This window comes from Nostoc sp. CENA543 (genome assembly GCF_002896875.1).
Classification (GTDB): Bacteria; Cyanobacteriota; Cyanobacteriia; order Cyanobacteriales; family Nostocaceae; genus Trichormus.
In genome coordinates this window covers 1,391,148-1,414,696 of the sequence record NZ_CP023278.1, presented here as the reverse complement: position 1 = coordinate 1,414,696, position 23,549 = coordinate 1,391,148, and the positions used below count along the sequence as shown (strand labels likewise).

General features: G+C 39.7%; 24 protein-coding genes and 1 pseudogene. 12 read left to right on the top strand and 13 right to left on the bottom strand.

Features of this window, described 5'->3' with window-relative positions:
- The first annotated feature begins 123 nt into the window (after positions 1 to 123).
- Both CLI64_RS05925 and CLI64_RS05920 read left to right on the top strand, forming a co-directional pair.
- Positions 124 to 912: an N-acetylmuramoyl-L-alanine amidase gene (locus CLI64_RS05925; protein WP_103136350.1), complete on the top strand. Its 789-nt coding sequence runs from the start codon at positions 124 to 126 to the stop codon at positions 910 to 912.
- Positions 913 to 1,158: 246 nt separating this feature from the next.
- Positions 1,159 to 2,721: a glucosaminidase domain-containing protein gene (locus tag CLI64_RS05920; protein ID WP_103136349.1), complete on the top strand. Its 1,563-nt coding sequence runs from the start codon at positions 1,159 to 1,161 to the stop codon at positions 2,719 to 2,721.
- A 128-nt stretch (positions 2,722 to 2,849) separates the two neighbouring features.
- Here the strand turns inward: CLI64_RS05920 and CLI64_RS05915 are convergent, their stop codons facing one another.
- Entirely contained in the window at positions 2,850 to 4,175 is a 1,326-nt protein-coding gene (locus CLI64_RS05915; protein ID WP_103136348.1) for a hypothetical protein, read from the bottom strand.
- 226 nt (positions 4,176 to 4,401) lie between these two features.
- Positions 4,402 to 6,324 (bottom strand): tRNA uridine-5-carboxymethylaminomethyl(34) synthesis enzyme MnmG, encoded by a 1,923-nt coding sequence (gene mnmG, locus CLI64_RS05910; RefSeq protein WP_103136347.1) that lies wholly within the window; start codon positions 6,322 to 6,324, stop codon positions 4,402 to 4,404.
- A 214-nt stretch (positions 6,325 to 6,538) separates the two neighbouring features.
- Here mnmG and CLI64_RS05905 point away from each other — a divergent pair, with 214 nt between their 5' ends.
- Positions 6,539 to 7,375 carry a D-alanyl-D-alanine carboxypeptidase family protein gene (locus CLI64_RS05905; RefSeq protein ID WP_103136346.1) on the top strand — a complete coding sequence of 279 codons (837 nt, stop codon included), beginning with the start codon at positions 6,539 to 6,541 and terminating at the stop codon, positions 7,373 to 7,375.
- A 239-nt stretch (positions 7,376 to 7,614) separates the two neighbouring features.
- On the opposite strand, the gene CLI64_RS05900 is transcribed toward CLI64_RS05905, so the two are convergent.
- The 4 genes from CLI64_RS05900 to CLI64_RS05890 all read right to left on the bottom strand — a co-directional run bounded on the left by CLI64_RS05900 (position 7,615) and on the right by CLI64_RS05890 (position 12,187).
- The gene (locus tag CLI64_RS05900) at positions 7,615 to 8,910 is read right to left on the bottom strand and encodes a response regulator (RefSeq protein WP_103136345.1); all 1,296 of its coding nucleotides are present in this window, start codon (positions 8,908 to 8,910) and stop codon (positions 7,615 to 7,617) included.
- Positions 8,907 to 11,339 (bottom strand): hybrid sensor histidine kinase/response regulator, encoded by a 2,433-nt coding sequence (locus CLI64_RS05895; protein ID WP_103136344.1) that lies wholly within the window; start codon positions 11,337 to 11,339, stop codon positions 8,907 to 8,909. Before CLI64_RS05895 ends, CLI64_RS05900 begins: the two co-directional genes overlap by 4 nt.
- A gap of 112 nt (positions 11,340 to 11,451) precedes the next feature.
- Positions 11,452 to 11,607 carry a hypothetical protein gene (locus CLI64_RS30665; protein ID WP_157943200.1) on the bottom strand — a complete coding sequence of 52 codons (156 nt, stop codon included), beginning with the start codon at positions 11,605 to 11,607 and terminating at the stop codon, positions 11,452 to 11,454.
- A 7-nt stretch (positions 11,608 to 11,614) separates the two neighbouring features.
- Positions 11,615 to 12,187 (bottom strand): DUF1349 domain-containing protein, encoded by a 573-nt coding sequence (locus tag CLI64_RS05890; protein ID WP_308418379.1) that lies wholly within the window; start codon positions 12,185 to 12,187, stop codon positions 11,615 to 11,617.
- A 375-nt stretch (positions 12,188 to 12,562) separates the two neighbouring features.
- On the opposite strand from CLI64_RS05890, the gene CLI64_RS05885 reads away from it, so the two are divergent.
- Complete coding sequence (locus CLI64_RS05885) at positions 12,563 to 13,138, top strand: TIGR04376 family protein (RefSeq protein ID WP_103136343.1); 576 nt, start codon at positions 12,563 to 12,565, stop codon at positions 13,136 to 13,138.
- Positions 13,139 to 13,212: 74 nt separating this feature from the next.
- Here the strand turns inward: CLI64_RS05885 and CLI64_RS32130 are convergent.
- Both CLI64_RS32130 and CLI64_RS05880 read right to left on the bottom strand, forming a co-directional pair.
- Positions 13,213 to 13,461 (bottom strand): annotated as a pseudogene (locus tag CLI64_RS32130) (zinc ribbon domain-containing protein); the annotation flags it as partial.
- A gap of 6 nt (positions 13,462 to 13,467) precedes the next feature.
- Positions 13,468 to 14,529, bottom strand: coding sequence for an RNA-guided endonuclease InsQ/TnpB family protein (locus tag CLI64_RS05880; RefSeq protein ID WP_374703958.1), 1,062 nt, complete (start codon positions 14,527 to 14,529; stop codon positions 13,468 to 13,470).
- A 71-nt stretch (positions 14,530 to 14,600) separates the two neighbouring features.
- Here CLI64_RS05880 and CLI64_RS31170 point away from each other — a divergent pair, with 71 nt between their 5' ends.
- Complete coding sequence (locus CLI64_RS31170; protein WP_192881556.1) at positions 14,601 to 14,756, top strand: hypothetical protein; 156 nt, start codon at positions 14,601 to 14,603, stop codon at positions 14,754 to 14,756.
- Between the two features lie 326 nt (positions 14,757 to 15,082).
- Positions 15,083 to 15,649, top strand: coding sequence for a nitrate transporter (locus CLI64_RS05875; RefSeq protein WP_103136342.1), 567 nt, complete (start codon positions 15,083 to 15,085; stop codon positions 15,647 to 15,649).
- A gap of 71 nt (positions 15,650 to 15,720) precedes the next feature.
- On the opposite strand, the gene CLI64_RS05870 is transcribed toward CLI64_RS05875, so the two are convergent.
- Positions 15,721 to 16,242, bottom strand: a complete 522-nt coding sequence (locus CLI64_RS05870) for a photosystem I assembly protein Ycf3 (protein WP_103136341.1) — start codon at positions 16,240 to 16,242, stop codon at positions 15,721 to 15,723.
- Positions 16,243 to 16,350: 108 nt separating this feature from the next.
- The gene (locus CLI64_RS05865; protein ID WP_103140610.1) at positions 16,351 to 17,052 is read right to left on the bottom strand and encodes an SOS response-associated peptidase; all 702 of its coding nucleotides are present in this window, start codon (positions 17,050 to 17,052) and stop codon (positions 16,351 to 16,353) included.
- A gap of 199 nt (positions 17,053 to 17,251) precedes the next feature.
- Between CLI64_RS05865 and CLI64_RS05860 the strand changes: the two genes are divergently transcribed.
- On the top strand, positions 17,252 to 17,884 hold the full coding sequence (locus tag CLI64_RS05860) for a glutathione S-transferase family protein (protein WP_103136340.1): 633 nt from the start codon (positions 17,252 to 17,254) through the stop codon (positions 17,882 to 17,884).
- A gap of 638 nt (positions 17,885 to 18,522) precedes the next feature.
- Here CLI64_RS05860 and CLI64_RS05855 read toward each other — a convergent pair.
- Together CLI64_RS05855 and CLI64_RS05850 are read right to left on the bottom strand one after the other, a co-directional pair.
- Positions 18,523 to 18,723 carry a hypothetical protein gene (locus CLI64_RS05855; RefSeq protein WP_103136339.1) on the bottom strand — a complete coding sequence of 67 codons (201 nt, stop codon included), beginning with the start codon at positions 18,721 to 18,723 and terminating at the stop codon, positions 18,523 to 18,525.
- Positions 18,724 to 18,817: 94 nt separating this feature from the next.
- Positions 18,818 to 19,201 (bottom strand): hypothetical protein, encoded by a 384-nt coding sequence (locus tag CLI64_RS05850; RefSeq protein WP_157943199.1) that lies wholly within the window; start codon positions 19,199 to 19,201, stop codon positions 18,818 to 18,820.
- Positions 19,202 to 19,645: 444 nt separating this feature from the next.
- On the opposite strand from CLI64_RS05850, the gene kdpF reads away from it, so the two are divergent.
- The 3 genes from kdpF to CLI64_RS05835 all read left to right on the top strand — a co-directional run bounded on the left by kdpF (position 19,646) and on the right by CLI64_RS05835 (position 21,698).
- Complete coding sequence (kdpF, locus tag CLI64_RS05845; protein WP_103136337.1) at positions 19,646 to 19,882, top strand: K(+)-transporting ATPase subunit F; 237 nt, start codon at positions 19,646 to 19,648, stop codon at positions 19,880 to 19,882.
- Positions 19,883 to 20,051: 169 nt separating this feature from the next.
- Positions 20,052 to 20,246 (top strand): heavy-metal-associated domain-containing protein, encoded by a 195-nt coding sequence (locus tag CLI64_RS05840; RefSeq protein ID WP_103136336.1) that lies wholly within the window; start codon positions 20,052 to 20,054, stop codon positions 20,244 to 20,246.
- Between the two features lie 366 nt (positions 20,247 to 20,612).
- Positions 20,613 to 21,698: an aromatic ring-hydroxylating dioxygenase subunit alpha gene (locus CLI64_RS05835; protein ID WP_103136335.1), complete on the top strand. Its 1,086-nt coding sequence runs from the start codon at positions 20,613 to 20,615 to the stop codon at positions 21,696 to 21,698.
- 226 nt (positions 21,699 to 21,924) lie between these two features.
- Here the strand turns inward: CLI64_RS05835 and CLI64_RS05830 are convergent, their stop codons facing one another.
- Positions 21,925 to 22,527, bottom strand: a complete 603-nt coding sequence (locus tag CLI64_RS05830; RefSeq protein WP_103136334.1) for a TetR/AcrR family transcriptional regulator — start codon at positions 22,525 to 22,527, stop codon at positions 21,925 to 21,927.
- 98 nt (positions 22,528 to 22,625) lie between these two features.
- On the opposite strand from CLI64_RS05830, the gene CLI64_RS05825 reads away from it, so the two are divergent.
- Together CLI64_RS05825 and CLI64_RS05820 are read left to right on the top strand one after the other, a co-directional pair.
- Complete coding sequence (locus CLI64_RS05825; RefSeq protein WP_103136333.1) at positions 22,626 to 23,327, top strand: Coq4 family protein; 702 nt, start codon at positions 22,626 to 22,628, stop codon at positions 23,325 to 23,327.
- 8 nt (positions 23,328 to 23,335) lie between these two features.
- On the top strand, positions 23,336 to 23,539 hold the full coding sequence (locus CLI64_RS05820; RefSeq protein WP_103136332.1) for a hypothetical protein: 204 nt from the start codon (positions 23,336 to 23,338) through the stop codon (positions 23,537 to 23,539).
- Positions 23,540 to 23,549: the final 10 nt, after the last annotated feature.

Here is a 23,549-nt window from a genome sequence, read left to right as displayed (position 1 = left end):
AAAAATCTTAGTTAGTAACTGTTTACGTATATTTACAGAGTTCTCACCTTTTCTCACTGACAAAGCGATCGCCTTGAGGTTATGAATGTAATTGACACATTCACTTAACCAGGAAATAAACCGATGAAATTTGGTATTGATATGGGACACAACTGCCCTTATGATACAGGTACAGTTGGTCTTAAAAAAGAAGATGATTTAACCAAAGAAGTTGGTACATTGTTAATCAAAAAGCTCAAGGATGCAGGTCATACTGTTATTGATTGCACTCCTAAAACTGCCGTTAGTCTTGATAATTCTCTGAGACAACGTACAGATAAAGCTAATGAGAATAATGTGAATGTTTTTGTCTCAATTCACTTTAATTCAGCTAAGTCTAAAGCCGATGGTACAGAGGTTTTCGCTATTAGCAACGCATCTAAAGGCATAGCTGAGTCTGTTCTCAAAGAGATTTTGAAACTTGGCTTTAGAAATAGAGGTGTCAAATCAGGAAACTTCTTCGTTTTGAAACATACAGCAATGCCAGCCATTTTAGTAGAATGCTGTTTTTGCAATTCGCCCATAGATATGGAGCGATTTAATGCTGAACAAATGGCAGAAGCCATTAAGGATGGGTTAATTGGAGAAGGAGATGAGGATGAGCCTAAACCAGATAAAGATTACATCTTAGAAATTACAGTTCCAACTGTTTTAAAACCATCTACACAGCAAGCTTCAGACTTACCCAAGGAAAGTGTATTTAGCATTCAGCCAGGAAATTACTCGATTTTAAATTACGTTTTTGAAGAACAGCATTATTGCGTAACTTGGACTGATAAAAGTATAGGCGATCGCAATAAACATTTCGTGTTTGCTGAACATTGCAAAATCCTAGAAAAAGCTGATGTTGCAGTCCCAACAGGTGTTAAATAAATAGGACTGTGTAAATCAAGGTTTGTAGTAAGGACTTTAGTCCTCATAAAAGGGCTATTCTTCTTCGCAGAACCCACAAGGTAGCCCTTACTACAAGCTGATTTTCTCTAACTTTAAGTAGAACAAGGTAAATAATTAAAGATTTGTAGAGAGAAATAAAGTTCTCTCTACGAAAAGCTCCGCAAACAGAAAAGGACTAAAGTCCTTACTACGAACTGAATCCTAGTATTTTTACAAGGGTGATTTATGGGATTATTAGATGATTTAATTAGTAAATATGCACAAACTGATTTAGCTGCAATTTTTACCAAAGTTGGTATTAAGGTAGAGAAAATATCTGAGATTAATCGCCAGATTTTAAAGGAAACTACCCTGGCACAATGGTTATTAGAATCAGGGAGAGCCACTAGCGAACTAGCAATTAAAGGTAATAATTTTGCTGGATTGAAATGGCGCAGTCCCGACATGATGGGTTTTGCTGAACCTTTAAAAATTAAAGTGCCATCAGAAAAAGAAGCAGTCGAATTTTGTCAGTTTATCGATGTTGAGGCATTTATTGTTGGCTATTGGAAATTTCTCACCCGTTCTCCCTACAAAGGTTTAGAAGAACATACCAATACACCAGAAAACTTTCTGGGTTTTCTCAGAACTAAAAGTTTTTCCACCGACCCTGATTATGTTTCTAAGGTAGTAAGATTACTTCCAGAAGCTCAAAAATTACTCACCAATACCAATAGTGTAGCAGTTCTCGCTTCCCCCACTGCCGTAGAACAATTACAAATCCTACGTGCGCCGCAAGAAGTGTCTGTTGGACAAGTTTTTAGTATGGAAGGTATAGCGCGATTAACTGACAAAGGTAGAACTGTGTCGGTGATGATTGACGATCGCTTCCCTGCCTCTGGTGTCACAATTGGTGAGGATGGCAAATGGCGATACAACTTTGTATTTAATCAAGCAGGCGATCGCACTATGTTACTAGCGATCGATGACCAAAGTCTAGAACTTAAATTTAAAGTTATCACTGGCGTTTCTCAACAGAATGAGTCAACTGCAAGCAAAACCGAAGCCAGAGTCATTCAACTCACCGGTAGCGTAGGGGTAGGCGGAGTCAACAAACCACAAGACGTGCAAGCCGTCAAAGCTAGACTCCATGAACTAGGTTACACCTGGGTAGGCGACCCCAACACACCCAGTTTCGACAGAGGACTATACGACGCAATTCGCCTGTTTCAATCAATTATTGCTGGTCGTAGTACCATTCAAGGTGATGGTAGAGTTGATGTTGATGGTACTACTCACCGATGGTTGCAAGCTGCTAATGCACCAAGATGGGTATTAATGCCAGAAAGCCAACCTCAGAACGGTTTTATTAACGGTGAACTCGCAGAAACCCAAGATAAACACGACTTCGGTACACACTGGCTAGCCGAGACAATTCTAGCCATTGCCCAAGACTACCAAAATACTTATCGCAATACTCGCCCCGATGCCGCACCATTCGCCATTAATGATGCCAGTTTACCTCATGGCGGCGACACTCCTGACCACCACGGACATGAAACTGGTCTAATGTGCGATGTTTTCTTACCAAGAAAGGATGGCAATTTCGGCGGTATTTCTTATACAAATGCACCATATGATCGAGAGGCGGCGCGGGCTATTCTCCAATCAATTCGCAAACAAAAGCTAGTCCGTGGAAATGCCGTATTTTTCAATGATCCCACCCTCGTAGGAGAAGGACTTTGTCAACCTCTAAGTGGTCATCATCATCATATTCACTTTGAAATCAATCCACCAGCGAGGAGTTAGTTAAATTCAAAATTCCTTCTTTGGTAAACTTAGGGACACAACAATTAAGTGTCCCTAATTTTCACCCTGCTCAAAACTACTACAAATACCATCTTGGCTGGATCTCATTTCTTCATGGCGAATTGATATTACAATTTTTGTCCTGTGAAAATCGAGCGTACCTCGCCATTACGCCGGACTATGGCTTCACCGTTATTAACTTCTACTAATGTCCAACCACTAGAGCCAATGCTTTCACCGATGCTAACGCGACGACTAACGCCGTTAATTTGAAATAGTGCTACAGATTTATTCCCTAACTCTAGTAATCCTTCTAATGTGTTGCTAGGTGCGGGTGCAGGAGGGGTAACGTTGAGGGACGCAACTTGGACGGCTTCTGTGTTGGTAGATGGTCTTGGTAAACTGGTACCGAAGGGAACAACCGGTAAATTAGGTAAAGAACTGGGTGACTGTTGCACTTTTATCGGTGCATTTCGCACAGCTACAGGTTTCATATCAGAACGCACCGCCGCCGCTAACATATTGACGCTGCTGGGTTTGCCGGCTGGTTGCACTTGATTTAAAGTGTTCTTGACTGCATTTGGTTGATTGGCAACTGGTGGTAAGGGTGAAACTAAATTAGGAACTGGTGGGAGTGCAGAGCGCATTGGTAAAGGTGGTTGGAACACAGGAATATATTGAATGCGCTCCACAACGTTAGCAGACCGACCAGGTGTAGGTGCTGTATTGTTGGCAGTGAGGGGTGATGGTAGATTACCTATGGGTTGATTGTTAGATAAAGCTAAGGATGTAGGATTGGTAATTACCCGATTGGCTAATGGAGAACGAACTTGACTTTGAGTTTTGTTTTCTTTACCATCAATGACAGCTAATGCTCCCATCATGTAGTTCACTAACTCAGCTTGGACATCTGGTTTTGTCGGTACTTGATCTGTGGGAGTATAAATATTTGGCTGCTTGAATTGAGAGGTGAGAACAACTAAACCTCCCGACTGGAATATATATAGTACACCAGCGATCGCCACACCAATAGTTGTACCCACAATCAGCAGTTTACCCAAGGTGAGTTTAGCTGTTTGAGTAACCTGAGTGATTGATTTAACTTGGGGTTGTTCAACGACAACGGAATTGACTTGTTTGTTGCTAATGGTGGCAACAGTCTGTACGGTGCGCTTGGTTGTATTCGGTAAAACAATCTGCGGGACTTCTACGGTTTGCAGATGGTCATGCTCTATGGTGGTTTGCTGGGAAGTATATGACCAGTCGCTTCTCGGTGCAGTCCCTTGGCGTGGTGATTGATGATGGTTGAAATTGACATCCAGTATTTCGTCGATACTGGCAAACAATTCATCCATCAAGCCATCAGCATAGAATTCTATTGACCACGGTTCGTTAACAATGAGGTCTTCTGATGGTTCGGGGATAATCAGATTGGAGCTAGCTTCTAGTAACATAAGCAAATGTTAGGTGGTAGTTGCCAGGATGGGGCAACACCGCCCCTTTTACCTGGGTATCAGGATTTTCAAATTAGCCAATCTTCTGTCCAGACTAGACGAGTTGATTGTTTAATGTATGAAATTCAACTCCTAATCGGGGATCATTGATGATGCCAGGGTTGAATTCTTGTCATCTATCATACCCATCCCACTTCTAATATACTCACCCTTCATAAAGATGAAGTTAAGACAAAGCCGCAACCCCTGATTGTGGTTGAGATTGACGCAATTCTAAAAAAATTAATAAAGCGTTGACATCAGCCGGATTCACACCACCAATGCGGGCGGCTTGACCAATGGTGAGGGGTTTGACTTGGGAGAGTTTTTCCCGTGCTTCTTTAGACAGAGTGTCAATTTTTGTGTAGTCTAAATCTGCTGGTAATGGGCGATTAGCTTGACGGGCAATTTGTTCGATTTGGCTTTGCTGTCTTGCTAAATAGCCAGAATATTTAATGTCAATTTCTGCCCCTTCTCGTTCCGCTTGGGTGAGGGTAGAATTACCAAGTCCGTATTTATCTAAGTCTACATAGTGAAATCCCGGACGACGCAGCAAATCGGCTAGGGTAATAGAACCTTTGATGGCTTGTTGGGTATCAGAGGCGATCGCTTTCCCAATTTCCTCATGTTCTTTGACTCTAGTAGCATACAACCGTTCTTTTTCGGCGGCAATCTGGGCTTGCTTGTTGGTGAACAATTCCCAACGGCGATCGTCAATTAAGCCAATTTCCCTCCCCAAAGGTGTCAACCGTTGGTCAGCATTATCAGAACGTAGTAATAACCTATACTCAGAACGACTAGTCAACATCCGGTAAGGTTCGCGCAAATCTTTAGTACACAAGTCATCTAATAATGTCCCCAGGTAACTTTGCTCACGGGGGAAAATAATCATTTCTTGACCACGCACCAACCGCGCCGCGTTGATTCCCGCCACAATGCCTTGGGCTGCGGCTTCTTCATAGCCTGTTGTACCGTTAATCTGTCCCGCACAGAATAACCCCGCAATTTTTTTCGTCATCATTGTGGGATAACACTGTGTCGCAGGTAAATAATCATATTCCACCGCATAGGCTGGACGTAACATCACACAGTTTTCTAACCCAGGGAGACTACGTAACATTTGCAGTTGCAAATTTTCCGGCAACCCTGTAGAAAACCCTTGGATGTAGAGTTCGGGGATATCTCGTCCTTCCGGTTCAATAAAGATTTGGTGACTTTCCTTATCGGCAAAGCGGACAATCTTATCTTCAATGCTGGGACAGTAACGCGGCCCTTTCGCTTCCACCCAACCACCGTAAACCGGAGATAAATGTAAGTTTTCCTGAATTAAGCGATGGGTTTCGGCGGTGGTGCGGGTCATATGACAAGGCATTTGTTCCCGTTCTACCCACACTTGGGGGTCAAAACTAAACCACCGGACTTCCGCATCTCCCGGCTGGAGTTCCATTTTGCTGTAGTCTACTGAACGCCTGTCTACCCGTGCAGGTGTCCCAGTTTTGAGTCTACCAGTTTCAAATCCCAGACGATTCAAAGTTTGGGTCAAACCTTCCGCCGCAAATTCTCCGGCGCGTCCCGCCGCCATTGACTTATTGCCTACCCAAATTTTGCCGCCGAGAAATGTGCCTGTAGTTAAAATTACGGCTTTACATTCAAAAGCCACACCAAAGTAAGTTTCTACTCCAATGACTTCATCATTTGCACCCAAAACCAAGTCTGTTACCATCCCTTCGCGGATGCTCAAATTTTCTTGGTTTTCTACAATATTTTTCATAACGGCGGCATATTCCCGCTTGTCAGTTTGGGCGCGTAATGCCCATACCGCCGGGCCTCGTGAAGAGTTGAGGATGCGCTTTTGTAGATATGTGCGGTCTGCCATTTTGCCAATTTCCCCACCCAAAGCATCAACTTCATGGGTCAATTGAGATTTAGCAGGGCCACCCACAGCCGGGTTACAGGGTTGCCAAGCGATTTTATCTAAATTTAATGTCAACAGCAGGGTACGACAACCGAGGCGGGCAGTAGCAAGGGCTGCTTCGCAACCGGAGTGACCTGCACCGACGACGATGACATCAAAAGCGTCTTGAAATTCAACGGACTTGTGCATGGTCATACGTACAGGGTGAGCAAATTGAGAATTACTACTAATGTTAACTTAATTCAGTGATTGTATTGATGTATATGTGTCTGGAGATTTGAAGATGTGTTAATTCATCAGACTCGAAATAATTACACATTTTTGATGAATATGAAAGTGAAGTTTAAAATCAACATTTATATAATTTTGTAATATGGTGAAAGGCAACCTGACAAACTAACTTATCCCCATGAGATTAATTATCAAAAAAGCAATTTATATTTTTATATCTATATTGGTAATTTGTATAGTCGTGGCTATCACCAGGATTAATCTTCATCAACCCAATGTACAAACGTCCAATGCGTGTAACACAGTTAATTCTCCATCCTGTGTTCCTAATGGTTCAGTACCAATTTCACCCACACCTAACTTTAACATTCCACAGACTGATAAAGAAAGGTTTTTAAGCGCGATCGCCAGTCATTTATCTAACATTCCCCAGCCGGGAAGTTATGAATATATCCTGCTCAAAGCCTACGGAGCAGTTTTTATTAATCAATTAACAACTGTCAAATTACCATCAAATGTGCTGCTCAATAACGAGCAAGAAACCCAAACATTTCAAAATAATTTAACAATGGTGAAAATCGAGGGAACAAATGATTGTTACCTCCAAGCAATAGCCGCCACAGCTTTAAATCAAGCCCGTTCTCAACAAAATATTCCTTTAAAATCTGGATACGGTTCTGGTGATTGTACTCGCACTTTTGCTACTAATTTAAGATTCTGGCATAAATATGCTAACCAACATACCTTAGATAAAGTCAAACAAGGACAAGAAACAGCCATTCTCAGTACCGTCGCACCTCCAGGCGCATCGCAACATCTGTGGGGATTAGCAATTGATTTGCGAATATCTAATCAGCAACAAAGAAAGACACTCAATGAATATGGCTGGTTTCAAACTGTGGTTAATGATGTACCCCACTGGACTTACTTAGGTTTAACTGAATCAGATTTAGTCAATTTAGGGTTAGTCAATAAAGTAGAAAAGGGAATTAGCTATTGGGTAACACCGCTTTAATGGGACTTCCAACTAAAAAAATATACAATCGCTTTGATTAGCAGGAGTGCAGGGGGCAGAGGGCAGGGGGAAAAATCAAAATATTCTCTCTCGGAAATTGGATAATTTATTTTCTGGAAGTCCTTAAGTAGAACGATTTGCAAAAACCAAACTATATTAAGTCATGTAAAAACACTAAGATAAAGGCTTGTAGTAATAACTTTAGTTATTACTACAAGCCTTTATCTATGTCGAATATATTAATTTATAGGTAATTCAATGATAAATTCTAGTCCTGATCCTGGTTGAGAATTACATAAGATTTTGCCGTTATGATTCACAACTATAATTTGGTGAGCTATTGATAAACCTAAACCAGTACCTTTACCGATGGGCTTAGTAGTATAAAAAGCATTAAATATTTGATTTTTTACTTCATCACTAATTCCTGTGCCATTGTCAGAAATTCGGCAGATGACTCGCTCTGCTATTACCTCTGTTTTGAGAATAATCTGCCCAGGATGTTGGAGTATTTCATGGTAGTTCTGATTTTTTTGTGACTCTTCAATAGCATCAATAGCATTAGTAATTAGATTCATAAAAACTTGGCTAATTTCCCCAAGATAGCAATCAATTAATGGCAAATCTCCATACTCTTTAATAACTTCAATAGCTGGACGTTGGGGGTTAGCTTTAAGTCGATGTCCAAGAATTAGTAGTGTACTTTCTAAGGCTTCATGGAGATTAGCTAATTTTTTACCTGTTTCACGATTGCGGGAAAATTTGTTTAATGAGGAGACAATTTCGGTAACGCGTTCTGTACCTAATTTCATTGATTGAATAACATTATATAAATCATCTAAGATATAGCTGAAGTCATTTGTTTGAATCACAGTCTGAATTTCCTGTGGGGGATTGGGCAAATACTTTTGATAAAGTTTGAGTAAATCTGTTAAATCTTGTACATATTGTTGGACAAAATTTAAGTTGCCTGCGATAAAATTGATGGGATTATTTACTTCATGGGCAATACCGGCTGCCATTTGACCTAAACTCGCAATTTTTTCGGTTTGAATGAGTTGGGTTTGGGTTTTTTGTAGTTCTTCGTTTTTGGCAATTAAGCGTGATGTCAGATATCTCAATTTTAATTGATGTTCAATTCTGACTAAAACTTCTTCATGTTGAAAAGGTTTAGTAATGTAGTCTACTGCTCCTAGTTGAAAACCTTTAACTTTGTCGGCTGTTTCTGAAAGTGCAGTCATAAATATGACGGGAATATCCCAAAAACGTGGGTCACTTTTGAGGTGTTGACAAGTTTCAAAACCGTCCATACCAGGCATCATCACATCTAATAAAATTAAGTCTGGTAATAAATCATGTTCTAATCTTTGTAGGGCTTTTTCACCGCTACGTGCTGCCCAAACTTCAAAACTAGATTCATCTAAAAAACTTGATAAAACTTGTAAATTATGAGGATTATCATCAACTATTAAAACTATGCCTTTAATCGGTGCGCGATCGCTAAAATAATTGGGGTTATTCACAGTCGCTCTCATGCTATTTCCACCTGATATTTCGTCAAAAAGTTAAGGATTGCATCTTCGTCAAATTGTCTGGCTAGTTGCTTGAGTTGTTGAGCGAAATCTGCAAAGTTGGGATCTGCTGTTTCTAGTTGCTCTGCACACTTGATAATGGCGTTAAAGTTACCCCTTTTGGCTAACATTATTAGTTCTTGTAAGACTTCTGGGTGGGGTGGAATTAATTGTGCTGAGGGATTTTTCTGCGGTGTGACTAAATCTAGAACTGCTTCAGACTGGGATGGTTGATAAATCCAGACTAAACTTAAATGACGCTCTAATTGACGTAGTAATTCATCTATCTGTATGGGTTTACCGAGAAAATCGTCACCGCCTACTGCTAGGCTGCGATTTTGGTCAGAATCAAAGACACTCGCCGAAGAAACAATAATTTTAAGATTGTGAAAATTTGGGTTTTGTCGCAGATTTTGAATTAAGGCAAAACCGTCCATTTCCGGCATAATTAAATCTGTGATGATTAAATCTGGTAGTATTGAGTCGGCTTTTTCTAGTGCATCTTGACCATTGACTGCTGTCACCACCTGAAAACCTAATGGTTGCAGGATATCAGTTAAGACTGTACGATTTTCCCAGCGATCGTCTACGACTAAAATTGTCTTAGGACTACCTTCAAAACCAACTATTTTTCCGGCTGATACCGTCATCGCTGATTCTAACCATTCACTGGTTGCCAGCATTTCCAACTCAAACGAAAAAGTGCTACCTTGTCCCACCTGACTGGTGACTTGGATATCACTTCCCATCATCTGCACCAACTGACGAGTAATTGCTAAACCAAGTCCAGTACCTTCGGTTTGCCGCTTCTTTTGTCCTACCTGTTCAAAAGGTAAGAAAATTCTGCTCAATTCTGCGTCTGTCATGCCGATACCTGTATCTTCTACAGTGTAGCGGAGGCGGTATTTGATTTGTCCTTGACTGGGGGATTGCTCAATCGTGGCAATTTTAAAGGTGACTTCGCCCTTGTCTGTAAATTTAATGGCATTTCCCAGTAGATTTAACAAGACTTGTCGTAGTCGTTTGGCATCAATATGCACTCCCGTAGGTAAATCACTGGCGGTTTCATAGCTAAATGCAATCCCTTTTTGGTTGGCTCGAATTTGACAAATTTCGGCAATTCCTTGAGTAAAAGACGGAAAATGCACATCTTCAGGACAAATTTCTAGTTTTTTCGCTTCAATTTTTGAGAGATCCAAAATGTCATTAATTAAAGTCAACAAATGAGAGCCGCATTGTTCAATAATGTTGACATGATATTGCTCTTGTTCTCGTAAGTCGGCGGAACGTAGCAAAATTTGCGCGCAACCCAAAATGCCATTTAGAGGTGTTCTCAGTTCATGACTCATGTTGGCTAAAAATTCGCTTTTGGCATGATTAGCTAAATCAGCCGCTTCTTTAGACTTTTTCAGTTGCGCCTGTTCAAAAGCTTGTACTCGCCACAAGACGGTAATCATGGTGATAGTCAAACCCCCAATAATCACAGCAATCAAATCCAAAAATTGCAGGCGAGATTCAATATTTTCGCGGGGAATCACCAAAGCAACAGACCAATTAGCAGTTTTTAATGGTAGATAGGCAACATATTTTTTGGTGCCGTCAATTTCCATTAATTGAATTCCCTGCTTTTTCTTGACCATTTTTTTGGCGATCGCCTGCAAGTTGGAATTACGCAGTAGACTAGGTGCAGGCTTTTCTACAGTTGACATTAGTGCTGCGTCAGGGTGGACAATTGCCTCTCCTTGGGAATTGAGAGCAAAAGCATAGCTATTTTTGCCGTAATGTAGGGAGTTGACAATCTCTGCCATGTGATCAACTGTCACGTTACCGTGAAATACACCGATTGGAGAATGGGGATTTTGAGGACTTGACCAAATCGGAGTCGCGATCGCAATTAACGGAATTCCCGTAGAACGGCTGATAAAGGGGTCAGAAATATTACTCTGTCCCGCCATTGCTTTTTGAAAAAATTCTCTATCCTTAATATTTTTGGTTGACCGACCAACTTTAGTATTAGAAAATGAACCGTCTGGGGTAACTATTTGGAAAAAGAAAAATTCGTGGGTTCGTTTCACCTCTGTCTGTAAATAAGGTTCTGCTACAGACCAATTTAAAGAACGCACATTTGATGTGTTGGCTAAAGTTTCTACCTCCGTCTTACGAACCTTTAACCACGTCTCTATTTGATCAACTCCTGTTTGCACTTCTAAAAAAGCATTCTTGCGGATGTCTGCTAGTGCTAGCTTACGAGCTGCTGAATAACTACAGTAAGCAGATATACTGACGAAAATAATCGTACCGCCGAGAATCAACCGCACCATAACACTGCGTAAAGACCGCTTTTTTACCCTAGATGCTGGTCGGTAGGAGTCATTGATGGCCAAAGATTTCATACCAGGAAAAATCGAGTCTATCTTTAGACGTAGGAAGTTATACTTTAGATTGCCCAATTCATCCTAAAGAATCACATCTATACCTTTTGGGACTCACCTGGTTTTTACACGGCTAGATAGGCTTGTTTGAGTCACTGCCTTGACCTAAACTACTGTGAACACCAATTTCTCTGCCATGTGCAGAGATATCGTCCTCAACCAATACCAGTAGAACGAGAGCGATCGCCAGAGTATATTCACCTCCAGCATTCGACTGAACACTGGACACTTGTACTTTATGAACTCCTGTACTTGGTAATGCTGCTATGGTTGAGTAATTTTGAAATTTTCAAAAACAACTGAAAAACCTTCTCCCTGTGGGAAGCACACATTATTCCCACTTGTAATGTTTCAGCATGGGTAAGATATGCCAGTCGCAGCATTTGATAATTTTCAGAATCTAGAGAGTATTGCACTTCGACTGTTTCTGAGCGACGCTGTACCCGCAACCATAAAGCAACTAATTGTTTTGAAAAAGGGACTACCGACCAATCTGAATAATCTCTGGTGACTACAGCACTGACATTCTGCACACCTTCAACATACTCAATCCCGCATTTGAGCCAAGTATTTTCGTTTTCCCGAATCATCAATCCGGCTTGGTCATATAAAGTCTGATAATCTCCGATAATTTTGACCTCAACTGTAAAATTTCCCTTGACTTCCTGATAGTAAAAGTTGCCATTATCACGGATGAAATTATAGTGAGTCTTTTGCCAGAAATCGGTTTTCGCTCCTGCATTTACAGAAATAGATTCTACTCGTTGATTCCAGGTGGGAGGTTCGTTGTACCATTTCATTTGAGTCATAAATTTTCAACTACCAGTCACAAAAAATAACAACTTTAACGTAGCTTAAAACGGAAAGATGGCTGGGGGTTGTGGAGACTAAGGAAACCGGACATACACTCGTAATCTAGGAGTTGGACAACACCAATCATCACCTCAGACATTTTGACAACTAGTACGGCACATGACATCATCAGGTACACCGGCGGCTGAATAACGCCAACATCCTTCAGATGTTAGCCCCAGACCTTACTCGTAATTCTAAAGACTGTGGCTGATTATCCTGGAGATTAGTTTTACTCATGGATTGTTTGTTAATCCTATTAGGAATCATGCCAAGTTGTGAAGATAAATCTACAATAAAATCATCACATCCCCAACTCTGGAGTTCTGACAGTGGGCTTATTTGATGATTTTAGTCGGTTTCTGGAAAACCGTTTAGAGGAATTCTTGCGTAATAATCCGCATTTGGAATTAGAAGCGTTGTTAGAACAGCTGCGGCAGCAAGAGGAAGATACATTAAAGTTAATTGCAGATTTACAATTACAAGAGAAGCGATCGCAAGAAGATATTCTCTCCACCGCCCAAGAAATTCAACGTTGGCACATCCGTGTCCAAAAAGCCAAAAACGGTGGTAGACAAGATTTAGCCGCCGCCGCCCAAGACAGAGAAGCCGCCCTACTGCGTGAAGGCAATCAGCTTTGGGGACATATGCAAGGGCTAAAAGAACGCATCGCCCAATCCCAAGAACTTTTACATAAAATCCAGGTGCGACGACAGGAAGTCAAAACCAAAGCCGCCGAAGCCCAAACAGCACGCGCTAAAGCCCAAACCCAACAGCGTATAGAAACAGGTGGTTGGTGGAATCAACCTAGCACCTCTAGCAGTAGTTTTGATGACTTAGAAGAAAAGTTCCGCCGTTGGGAAACTGAAGATGAATTAGAACAGATGAAGCGCAATTTAGGAAAATAATCTGTACATTTCCCCAACAAAATACCAATGCTCACAATATTTTAATACTTAGGAGTTGATTGACACTCCCCTGGCTAAAGCCGAGGGGATTCTACCTTCACCCTAGCTACTTGCTCAACCAGGGTTTCCCCAAGTAGAGTAGAGGTTGCTAGTCCAGTAGCGTTACTTTGGGACTGCCCATCCCTAGCGATGGCGCGATTCAGAATATTTTTTGCAGCATTCACATCTCTTTGTAGCTCACATCCACAACTACATTTATGGGTACGAGTTGAAAGAGATTTTTTGACTATTGCACCACAATCACTACATTTTTGAGATGTCATACCAATTCACAATTCGCAATTCGCAATTCGCAATTCGCAATTAAAAAACTTAGATGTAGCAAGGATTTTAGGGTTTACATCTGTATCAGATTTTTCGTGAAATGGTATCATTCTAGGATTGACAGCAACAAGTTTTGTCTGAAACTTGATTGCAAAATATTCTAACCAACGACGGAACAAGCCCCAGCTAACATCATTAATTGATTTAGCAAGACAGTGATTTTTCACCATGTTATTCACCCTTAAATCTTCGTAGACGACTAAGGCGTTAACCTTGCATACGTTACGCGCTATTCTCTTAGCGTGTTCACTCCGTTGTCTACTTACTTTTAAGTGCTTCCGAGCATATTTCTGCCTAGCTTTTCGTCGTTTGTTTTTACCTTTCTCCTTTTTGTAAATCTGACGTTGAGCGTGTTTAATTGATGTTTCTGCTTTCCTTAAGAACCTGGGATTGGGTTCATGATATCCATCGGAATCAGAGTAGAAATATTCCAAACCAACATCTAAACCAATCTCACCATCAGCAATTCTGGATTCACTCAATGGTTCAGTTTTAATTGCAAACTGACAATAGTACCCATCTGCTTTTCTGACTAACCGAACCCGCTTAATTGACTTAACTGGGTAAGTGTGAATATCCCACTTACCGAGTAACTTAACTTCACCTATGCCTTTTTTATCAGTGAAGGTAATACGTCGTTTAGTGGGATGTAGTGACCATCCAGAAGTCTTATATTCAACAGAACGATTGTCTCTCTGAAAACGCGGATATCCTTTCTTGCCTTGAACTTTAGATTTGCAATTACCGTAAAATCTATCAATAGCTGACCATGCTCTTTCGGTTGCAGATTGACAAGCCATTGAGTTAAGTTCTTCTACAAATTTAAACTCTTTGCGTAGTGCTGTTGAGTAGTTATTAAGAGCGACTTTATTCATGAGCGCTTCTTTTGGTGCATCCATCCAGTAACGAATAGCTTTATTTCTAATGAACTGCGTAGTTCTAATAGCTTCGTCTATGGATTGATACTGCGACTTTGTACCTTTGATTTTGTACTCTAACACCAGCACTACTTAATCACCCCCTTTAATTGCTTCGTCTTTAGTTATGATATCCTGAACAGGTAGCCAATGGGAGACAAATGAAGACGAAAAGATTAAACGTGAGGCTAACTGACCGCAGGTATCATAAACTAACGTTATTAGCTGCTCAGTTAGATAAAACTATCAGTAGTCTTGTTGATGAGTGGATAGATTCTTTGCCAGAACCTAAAAAACCAAACGTCACTGAAGGCTAAAGCCTTTTAAGTTGTTTTCATCCCCGGTCTGAAGCACGTAATACGCAACTACGTTGCTGTTACTCCGGGGTTTTCAACCTACCCTTTATAATTTTCAATCCCTAAAATATGGGTTCATTGACATTCAATTCATCAAGCAATTAAGCTTGATTTGACAGTACGTAATAGCAAATTATTGCGATATTAAAGCATTTATTGATTTTTTATCTTAAAATTTACATCTCTGGTAAGATGAAACTAGCCAGAGTGTCAAATTTGTCGTTGCAAAAATTTTAATTGTTGTAATTGCCGCAGTATTTTTTGCAGTTTCAGATTAGAACTGAGGCATGGATAGAAGCATATTTTTAGATGTTTTGTATAGTCTACAAAGATTATTTGTAGGCTACATCCCTGCTGCTATTGCAGGCAGTTTCCTTGGTTATGTAATTGGGGTTAACGGCACAATCTATCAGATACTTAGACCCATAGTGCAAATCCCCCACAGTATCCCCCCTATCGCCTTACTACCTCTTGTCTTAGTAATATTACAGGAGAAAGAATCAGCAGTCGTGATAGTCACTTTGATTGCTACCTTCTGGACAATTGTCATCAATACAGCTATCGGGATGCGACATTTTCATAGACAAGACAAGAACTTTCGGGTAGCTATTTTTCACCTCTTTCATGCACTAAAAGTTGGACTTTGGGTAGCATGGTTTACAGTAATTGCTCAAGAAATGCTAATTCAGCAAAAAGGACTTGGTAATTTGGCTTGGGAAAGCTATAAATCTGTCAACATTAACTATATAACTGAGGCTATATTTTATATAGGTATCATCGGTTTTTTCTTAGATCAATTGCTGGATTTAACAGGCTCAATGCTAGCTAAAATTGTCACCAATAATAAAAAATAATGGGTTTATACATTAGTCCATAGTCAACCCTTTGAACTATGGACTAATGACTAATGACTAATGACTAATAACTAAAAGAACACATCAATTTGCATTCTGCCGGTGGTTTTGAGCCAGTTTTGGGCTTCAATGTAGTTATTGGGAGCCATACGAATTGCTCTTACCCAATAATCGGCGGCTTGGTCAAAAAGTGCTTCGCCGCCGTCATTATCTCCAGCTTCTTTGGCTTTTTCACCCTTATAGTGGTAAATTACCGCAATATTATTTAAAGCTTGGGGTAAGCGGGGATTGAGTTCGATCGCTTGGTGATACAGTTCTAAAGCTTTATCATGATCACCATTACTGGCGTAGATTAAACCCATATTGTAGAGAATAAAACCGCGATCGTTGGGATCTTCCTCTAAAGATAGGGCTTCCTCATAGTATTCTAGGGCTTCAGCGTACTCACCCTCTGCCTGGGCGGACATCCCGTCTCGATAATACACAAATGCTTCTTTGGCTTTTTTGTTAGCTGGCAGTATCTTGAGGATAATATCTGCCATGACTGTAAAAGATTTATCAATAAAGTTATCGTTTTTTTGCGTTCTTGGCATACTGTTATTGGGGATCGGGGATCAGGGGCTGGGAATCAGGAATCGAAGATTGGGGGGGCAGTGAATTATTTCCCATTCCCCAGTCCCTAATACCCAGTCCCTCATTAGTTAATTTAACTGATTTGGGAGTTGATTCTGTTCGTCGGTTGGGATGATACATTCTGGAGTGTTGTTTTTTGCACTGTTAACCAATTTGCTAACTGGGTAGGCGGTCATGGCTACGGCTGAGTAGGGAGATAATAAAGGCTGTAGGTCTTGTGGTGTTTGGATTTCAGGATTTAGCCATGTATCGTAATCTTGGGGGTCAATAATCACCGGCATTCGATCATGGATAGATTGCAATAACTCGTTGGCTGTCGTTGTCAAAATTGTACAAGAGATCACTTCTTCTTGATCAGGGGAAATCCATTTTTCCCACAAACCAGCAAAAGCAAAGGGTTTTCCGTCTCGGAGACGAAAATAAAATGGCTGTTTTGTGCGTTGCTGTTTTTGCCATTCATAAAAGCCATCAGCTACCACTAAACAACGACGCTTTTTGAAGGCGGAACGAAAAGAGGGTTTCTCTGCTACAGTCTCAGCCCTAGCGTTAATTAACTTTGCCCCGATGCTAGGGTCTTTAGCCCAAGAGGGAATTAAACCCCAACGCAAATGCTGTAATTGTCGTTTGTTGTCAGTCGGATTATATAGCACTGTCGTCACCATTTGCGTAGGAGCAATGTTATATTGCACCGTCAGATTTGGAACTTCTTGTATTTGAAAAAATTCGGCTAAAGCTTGCGCCGACTGGGTTAAAGTGAATCTGCCACACATAATTTTGATTAATGATTGCATCAAATAAAACACTTAAATATCAAATTTAAAGAATATGGTTTTTATTTATTCAGATAATTAATGTTCTCGTAAATAAAGGTAGGAAAATTCCAAAATATCCTGTTTATTAGTAATGATTTTGTAAGGTATTGTATTTTAGACCCTAAATTAACCACGTATTATCTCTCATATTTTGTATATGGAAACATTGCGTTTGTACGATTTTTTACTTTCAGGTAATTGCTATAAAGTGCGCCTTTTACTAACTCAAATGGGTATACTATTTGAGAGAGTTGAGGTTAATATATTAAAGGGAGAAAGCCGTACAGCAGAATTCTTAAGTAAAAATCCTAACGGTAAAGTTCCTGTATTAGAGCTTGCCCCAGAAAAATATTTAGCTGAATCGAATGCTATATTATTATACCTTAGCGAAAACACAGAATTTCTGCCTTACGATCGCTATTTAAAAGCGCAAGTCATGCAATGGTTATTTTTTGAACAATATAGCCATGAACCATATATTGCGACATCAAGATTTTGGATATCTATTTTAGGAAAAGCACAAGAATATCGCACCGCACTAGAACAAAAGCGTGAACCAGGTTATGCAGCCTTGAAAGTGATGGAAAATCATTTACGTCAACATAATTATTTTGTAGACGAACGCTACACAATTGCTGACATAGCTTTATTTGCTTATACTCATGTTGCTAATGAAGGAGGGTTTGATTTAACACAGTTTCCGGCAATTCTAGCTTGGCTAAAACGAGTGAAAAATCAACCAGGATATATCAATATTACCCACGAACCGCAGTTATGTTTTGATTGGTAAAGTGGAGGAGTCAATAGTCAATAGTCAATAGTCAATAGTCAATAGTCGTTAGTCATTAGTCATTAGTCAGTCAGGGCGGGTTCTGTGGGATATTCACATTAGAAAACAGATATAGGACTCGTATTTGATTTGTGCGAAGTTAGGTACACTTTTATTCCTTCTTAACTGTTCCCTGTTCCCTGTTCCCCTTCAGGTGACGCTCCTGCGTCGCTAACGCTGCGAAGATTCCTATATTTTGGTTAAACCCGCCCGTACATTAGTCAATATAGGAATCATATTTGATTTGGATAAAAAACTCAGTACACCTCTATTAATTCTTTCCCTGTTCCCTGTTCCCTATTCCCTACCTACGCAAATAATTTCAATAATCAAGTCGAATTCCTATAGTAACAAAGAAGATATGCAAGTTATCAAAACGACAATTTAACAAATAGTTGAGTTAATTTTGCAGAATACTTCTATTAATTACGAAATGTTAAGCAAAAACTATCAGTTTTTAAGAGGCTGTATTAACGGTATTTTGCTTAGAAGTGAAGATTTTACCGATGCTAACTAAGATTAATCTGAACTTGACTTCTGAAAAATACTGCTATACAGCCCTCTTGAAAGTGAGCAAAAATTTTACAATCGTAAGAGTGTTATCTCAGTAGTCTGGTGACTCTGACATCATATTCTGTACCGTTAGGATGTTCTTTTCTAGCTTGGCTTCTAGCCATAGTATCTGCATTTTGTTTTGACTCTGCCATGATTTCAAATCTGGATGTTCCAAGTTGGCAGATACTATTAGTTATATCAGCAAATTCTTTAATATCTACCAATACCTCGTAAGTGTGAACCATTTCCGCACCTCCTTGTGCTAATGGTTTTAGGAATACTATCCAGTATATGAAGTGCAGGAATATTTGTTCTCTGCCTAATACAATTCTTTATCAATTATCTACCAGAGTTATTATTTGATGACTCTGGTTGACTAGGTTGGGAATTATGGTGTTGATGTGGCTGTTGTGTGGATGGTGTTTTTTCTGTTTCTGGAGTAGGATTTATCGTATTATTCTGATTATTCGGTGTGTTTTGAGTATTTTTACCATTGATGTCATTTTGTAGTTGATTAACTTCATTGACAGTATTTCTCACACCTCTAATTGTATTATTTAAGTCTTCTATACCTTTTTGAACATCATCAAAAAAACCGCCAACAGTTACAGAATTCTGTTCATGATTGACAGGATATACTTTGGGAGTAGCCATAGCGGATTTTGATACTAATATATCAGCAATTACCATGTAAATGAGTATGGGTAAAATAAAGCGTCGCATGATTATCTCCAATTTCATAAAATTAGAAATTAAAAAGAACAGGGAAATCTCACTCATGGAAATTCTCGTGTTAATCGTTAAGCTTCTATCGAGGTAGTTTAACAACTGATGCGATAATTTTTAAGTGACACTTTAGGGATTAAATGGCAGAGAATAGATAAAAATCTCAACATTTTATCTATATTTATGTAAATAAAATTAAATTTCATAAATTGTCGTCTGACAGTGATTTTCTGGTAAGAAATACTGAAAATATAGTGAGCAACTCTGTAAATATTTAACCTGTGTAGAATTTGACAATTGCCTGAAAGCACTACACTAATCTGAATATTAGTATAGAAATCAATCAAAACACCGATGTTATTTGCTGTTAGTAGCTGATAATAGTTAAAATTCCCATCATGACGATAGGATGAGCGTAACTGAATCAGGATAATATAATTGATGAGTAGTCCAAATCTTTTAGAATTATTTAATTTTTTGCGTATTAAACGTTACAGATTTCCTGTATCTTTGTTTGTATTACTGTGTGTGGATGTGTTGCTAGCATCAGAAGTACAAGCTGCAACCACCATCCAGCTATCACGAACAGCATCTTACGCGATCGCTACTTTAGGAATAGTCACCTTAAGTCTTTGCATTTATCTATTTGTGGTGATTTTTCAGCCAGAGCGATTTTAATGAATCAAGCTATGGTGTGAACAATTGGTAGTTGCTATAGCCTGTCCACCAGGAAAGGGCAAATTGAGATAAACTAAATTTCTGCTCTGATTATGTTGCCATTTGAGCTTTAGTCTTATCTATTCCCTAGATATGATAAAAGCGCAGACTACTGAATTTCCGTAAATCTATGACAATTCAACTCACAGTCCCCAATATGTCTTGTTCGGTTTGTGCAAGCAAGATTACTAATGCAGTCAAAAGCGTTGATGCTGAGGCGATAGTTGATGCTGATCCTCAAACAAAACTAGTTAATGTGGAATCACAAGCTTCAGAAACAGCTATCAAAGATGCGTTAGCAGCAGCTGGCTATCCTGCTAACTAATTTACTTCATAGCAAATTATACCAAATTTTAAAATCCCGATGACTTTGTGAAATCGGGATTATTTTTTCGTCAGTAAACTTTTGATATTCATGAGACACAAGATCCCCGACTTATCAAAGAAGCCGGGTATCTAGACAACGCGAGTTCTCACAAATCAGATAGGACTGCTATACAATTCAGCGCATCTTTATTATCTTTTACTGTTACCTATTACCCATAACTGAACTGTATTGCATAATAATTAAGGTTTTAAACCCAAAATACTAGCATCCAAAATTGATCTGACGTACTCAAAATAACTGTTTTCATCAAATCTTCGTGTTATTTGTAGGTCAACCGCTTCACTTATCAGTGAAACTTTAAAAATGGATGTTAACTTTCAGTCTCCTCAACCAATTCGTAAACCAAAAAATTTCAATAATCCCGAACGTTTCATTGAAGGGTGGTATTGGGTAATACCCTCTAAAAATTTGCTTGTAGGTGAAGTAAAACCTATGACAATTTTAGGAAGAAAAATAGTTATTTATCGTGGTGAAGATGAGCAAGTAGTAATTGTGGATGCCTACTGTCCACACATGGGTGCTGACTTAGCAGAAGGCAAAGTTGAAGGCAATAATTTACGCTGTGCTTTTCATCACTGGAGTTTTAATAATCAAGGAATTTGTGTAGAAATTCCCTGTTTAGAAGAACCTCTACCCCTGAAGTTAAAAACCTGGCCGACGGCGGAGAAATATGGATTAATTTGGATTTGGACTGGCGAAAATCCTAGACAACCTCTACCCTTTGTTCCAGAGTTAGAGTTTCATGAGTGTGAAAGTGTTGTAGGTTCTCGTTTTTTAATGAACTGTCACCCTCATGTTGTCATGATTAATTCCATTGATCTACAGCACTTTTATGCTGTACATAATCTACAGTTAGATATTACTTTTGAAAAACAGGAACTCAATCAAAATGCTATTGTTTTTACCAAACAAAGACGTAGTAATAAAGATAGTAAATTATTTAAATTACTGCGTCCTATATACAAGAATAATGTTTATAGTATTTCCTATTGGTATGGCAGCACTTTTACTGTAACTGTCGGGCCGGATATGCTGCATTTATATATCATGTTTACAATGCGGATGCTTGATGATGGAAAATCACAGATCCAATCTGTCTTTTTAACTAAAAAACGTCCTGGGTTTATCGGTTGGTTGGTGAATCGCTTTGTGCTGTGGTTGACTAATATTTTTATTCAGCACTTTATCAAAGATGATGCGAAAATTTTGCAAACAATTAATTTTGATTTGAGAACTCCCCTCAAAGCAGATGTATCTATTATGCAGTTAATTCATCATGTGGAGAGACAAAAACCTTTAAGATGGAAAACTTGGTTATTAGCGCGATCGCCTGAAGCCGAAATGAAAGATCATCAGGAAAAATGGCGTGATACCATGACTAATGACTAAATAAAGGTAGAAAGTAAAAAGTTTTGTATTCCGACTTTTTACTTTTCTCCATCCGGCAATTGCACCCATAAAAAGAAGTGGCAAAGCCACTTCACATTTCCCAGGTAGAACCTAATCATGAGTATATCGACTAAAAGAAATTAAAATAGTATAAATTGACACCAATTTTTGCTGTAACTGCACTTTAGCTATTTGATTAATTATTTCACTAGCAATTAGCATTGACTTAAATTCGATAGGTTTGTAAATAAGCGGTCAGTAAGATTTTGGTTTCTGCTACTAGTTGTTGTCGCTGTGGTTGCTCACGGGTAAAGGATAGCCATAGCAGTTCATTGGCGACTTTAATCACGGTTGTTGCTATCAGTTGGCAACGCATGGAATCGAGTCCAGGATTACGCTGTGACAGGAAATGAGCCAGTTCTGTGAGTATTTGCTGGTCATATTGATTGAAGTTACTAGCGTCCGCAGCCGTCATCAGGTCAATTAATTGAGCTAGCACGGCACGATAACCCGGATGTGTCTGGGCAAACTCCTCAAACGCCTCCACCATTCGATCTACATAGGTGGCAATTTCAACTGCTGCTAGTTCTGCATGAAGTTGCACAAATAGCTGATATTCCTGCTCAAAATACCGATTAGCTAGCGATCGCACTATCGCTTCTTTGTCGGGAAAAAACTGATACAACGACCCGACAGGGACACCAGCACGAGTGGCGATCGCTCTTGTGGTGGTTTGCTCATATCCCAATTCAATAAATAACTGTTCTGCTACATCCAAGATGTGATGTACTCTTTCTTGGCTACGTGTCTGTTTGGGTTGTCGTCTCATACTGAAAATTTAACAGATAATAATTGACAAAATATGAACAGTGTTCATATATTTAAAGGTGAACACTGTTCATATTTTATTGCCCAAGAGGTCACATTATGCAATCTATCGTCAATCAACCTACTGGCATTAACTTTTCATCTCTGGTACGGACAATCAAAGGCATCAAAGCCTTTGTAACTCTGCTGTTTGACGAAAGCGGCAATCTAGAACCTGTCTGGGAATTGAGCAATAGTCTGGTTGATAGTCGTTCCTTTCAATTAGCAGTTGCCTCCATGAAAGCCACGCCAGAAGTCGCAAACATCATCCAAGAACGCTACATTGCGCCTCGTCATGATTTAACAGTTTTACTGCAATATCCTCCAGACTCTTTGGGATATACCTACGCCAGCACGATGAAAGCATTTGCTTTTGAAGTCATAAATTTAAACATCGAGATTAATTCTGATACCAGTTACGTAGAACATCGTTGGCAGCAAACCCATGATATTTGGCATATCATCACCGGATTTGAAGTCACCGGCATCGGGGAAATTGGCTTACAAGCCTTTTATCTGGCGCAGTTCCAATTACCTTTAGCCAGTTTGCTGATTGCCAATGCCTTGATTGCTGCTACCGTGCTAGAACCACAAACACTTTCACCTCTTTTGAGGGCGATCGCACGCGGATGGGAAATGGGCAAAAATGCCAAACCGTTGATTGCTCAAAAATGGGAAGCAGCGTGGGAAAAACCTGTGGAGGTATGGCGTAAAGAACTGAATGTGCAACCAGTGAAAGCTGGCGAATTTGCTTTTGCCTAAGTTTTAGTATGTTCTGTAAGTTGTTTTGGTGGTTGATTCGCCGCACCTACCCTTGGTTGTCCCTAGTTATTAACCTATGGCGCATCACCAATTCCACAGATAGGCAACGTCATCGCGCCCAAGTTAGATTCTGGATACTCTGGAGTCGGATTGACTTTCCTAGTTTAATAGCGATCGCCAATGAATTAATTCAACCCGAATACTGGGCTTAGGGACTTCCAA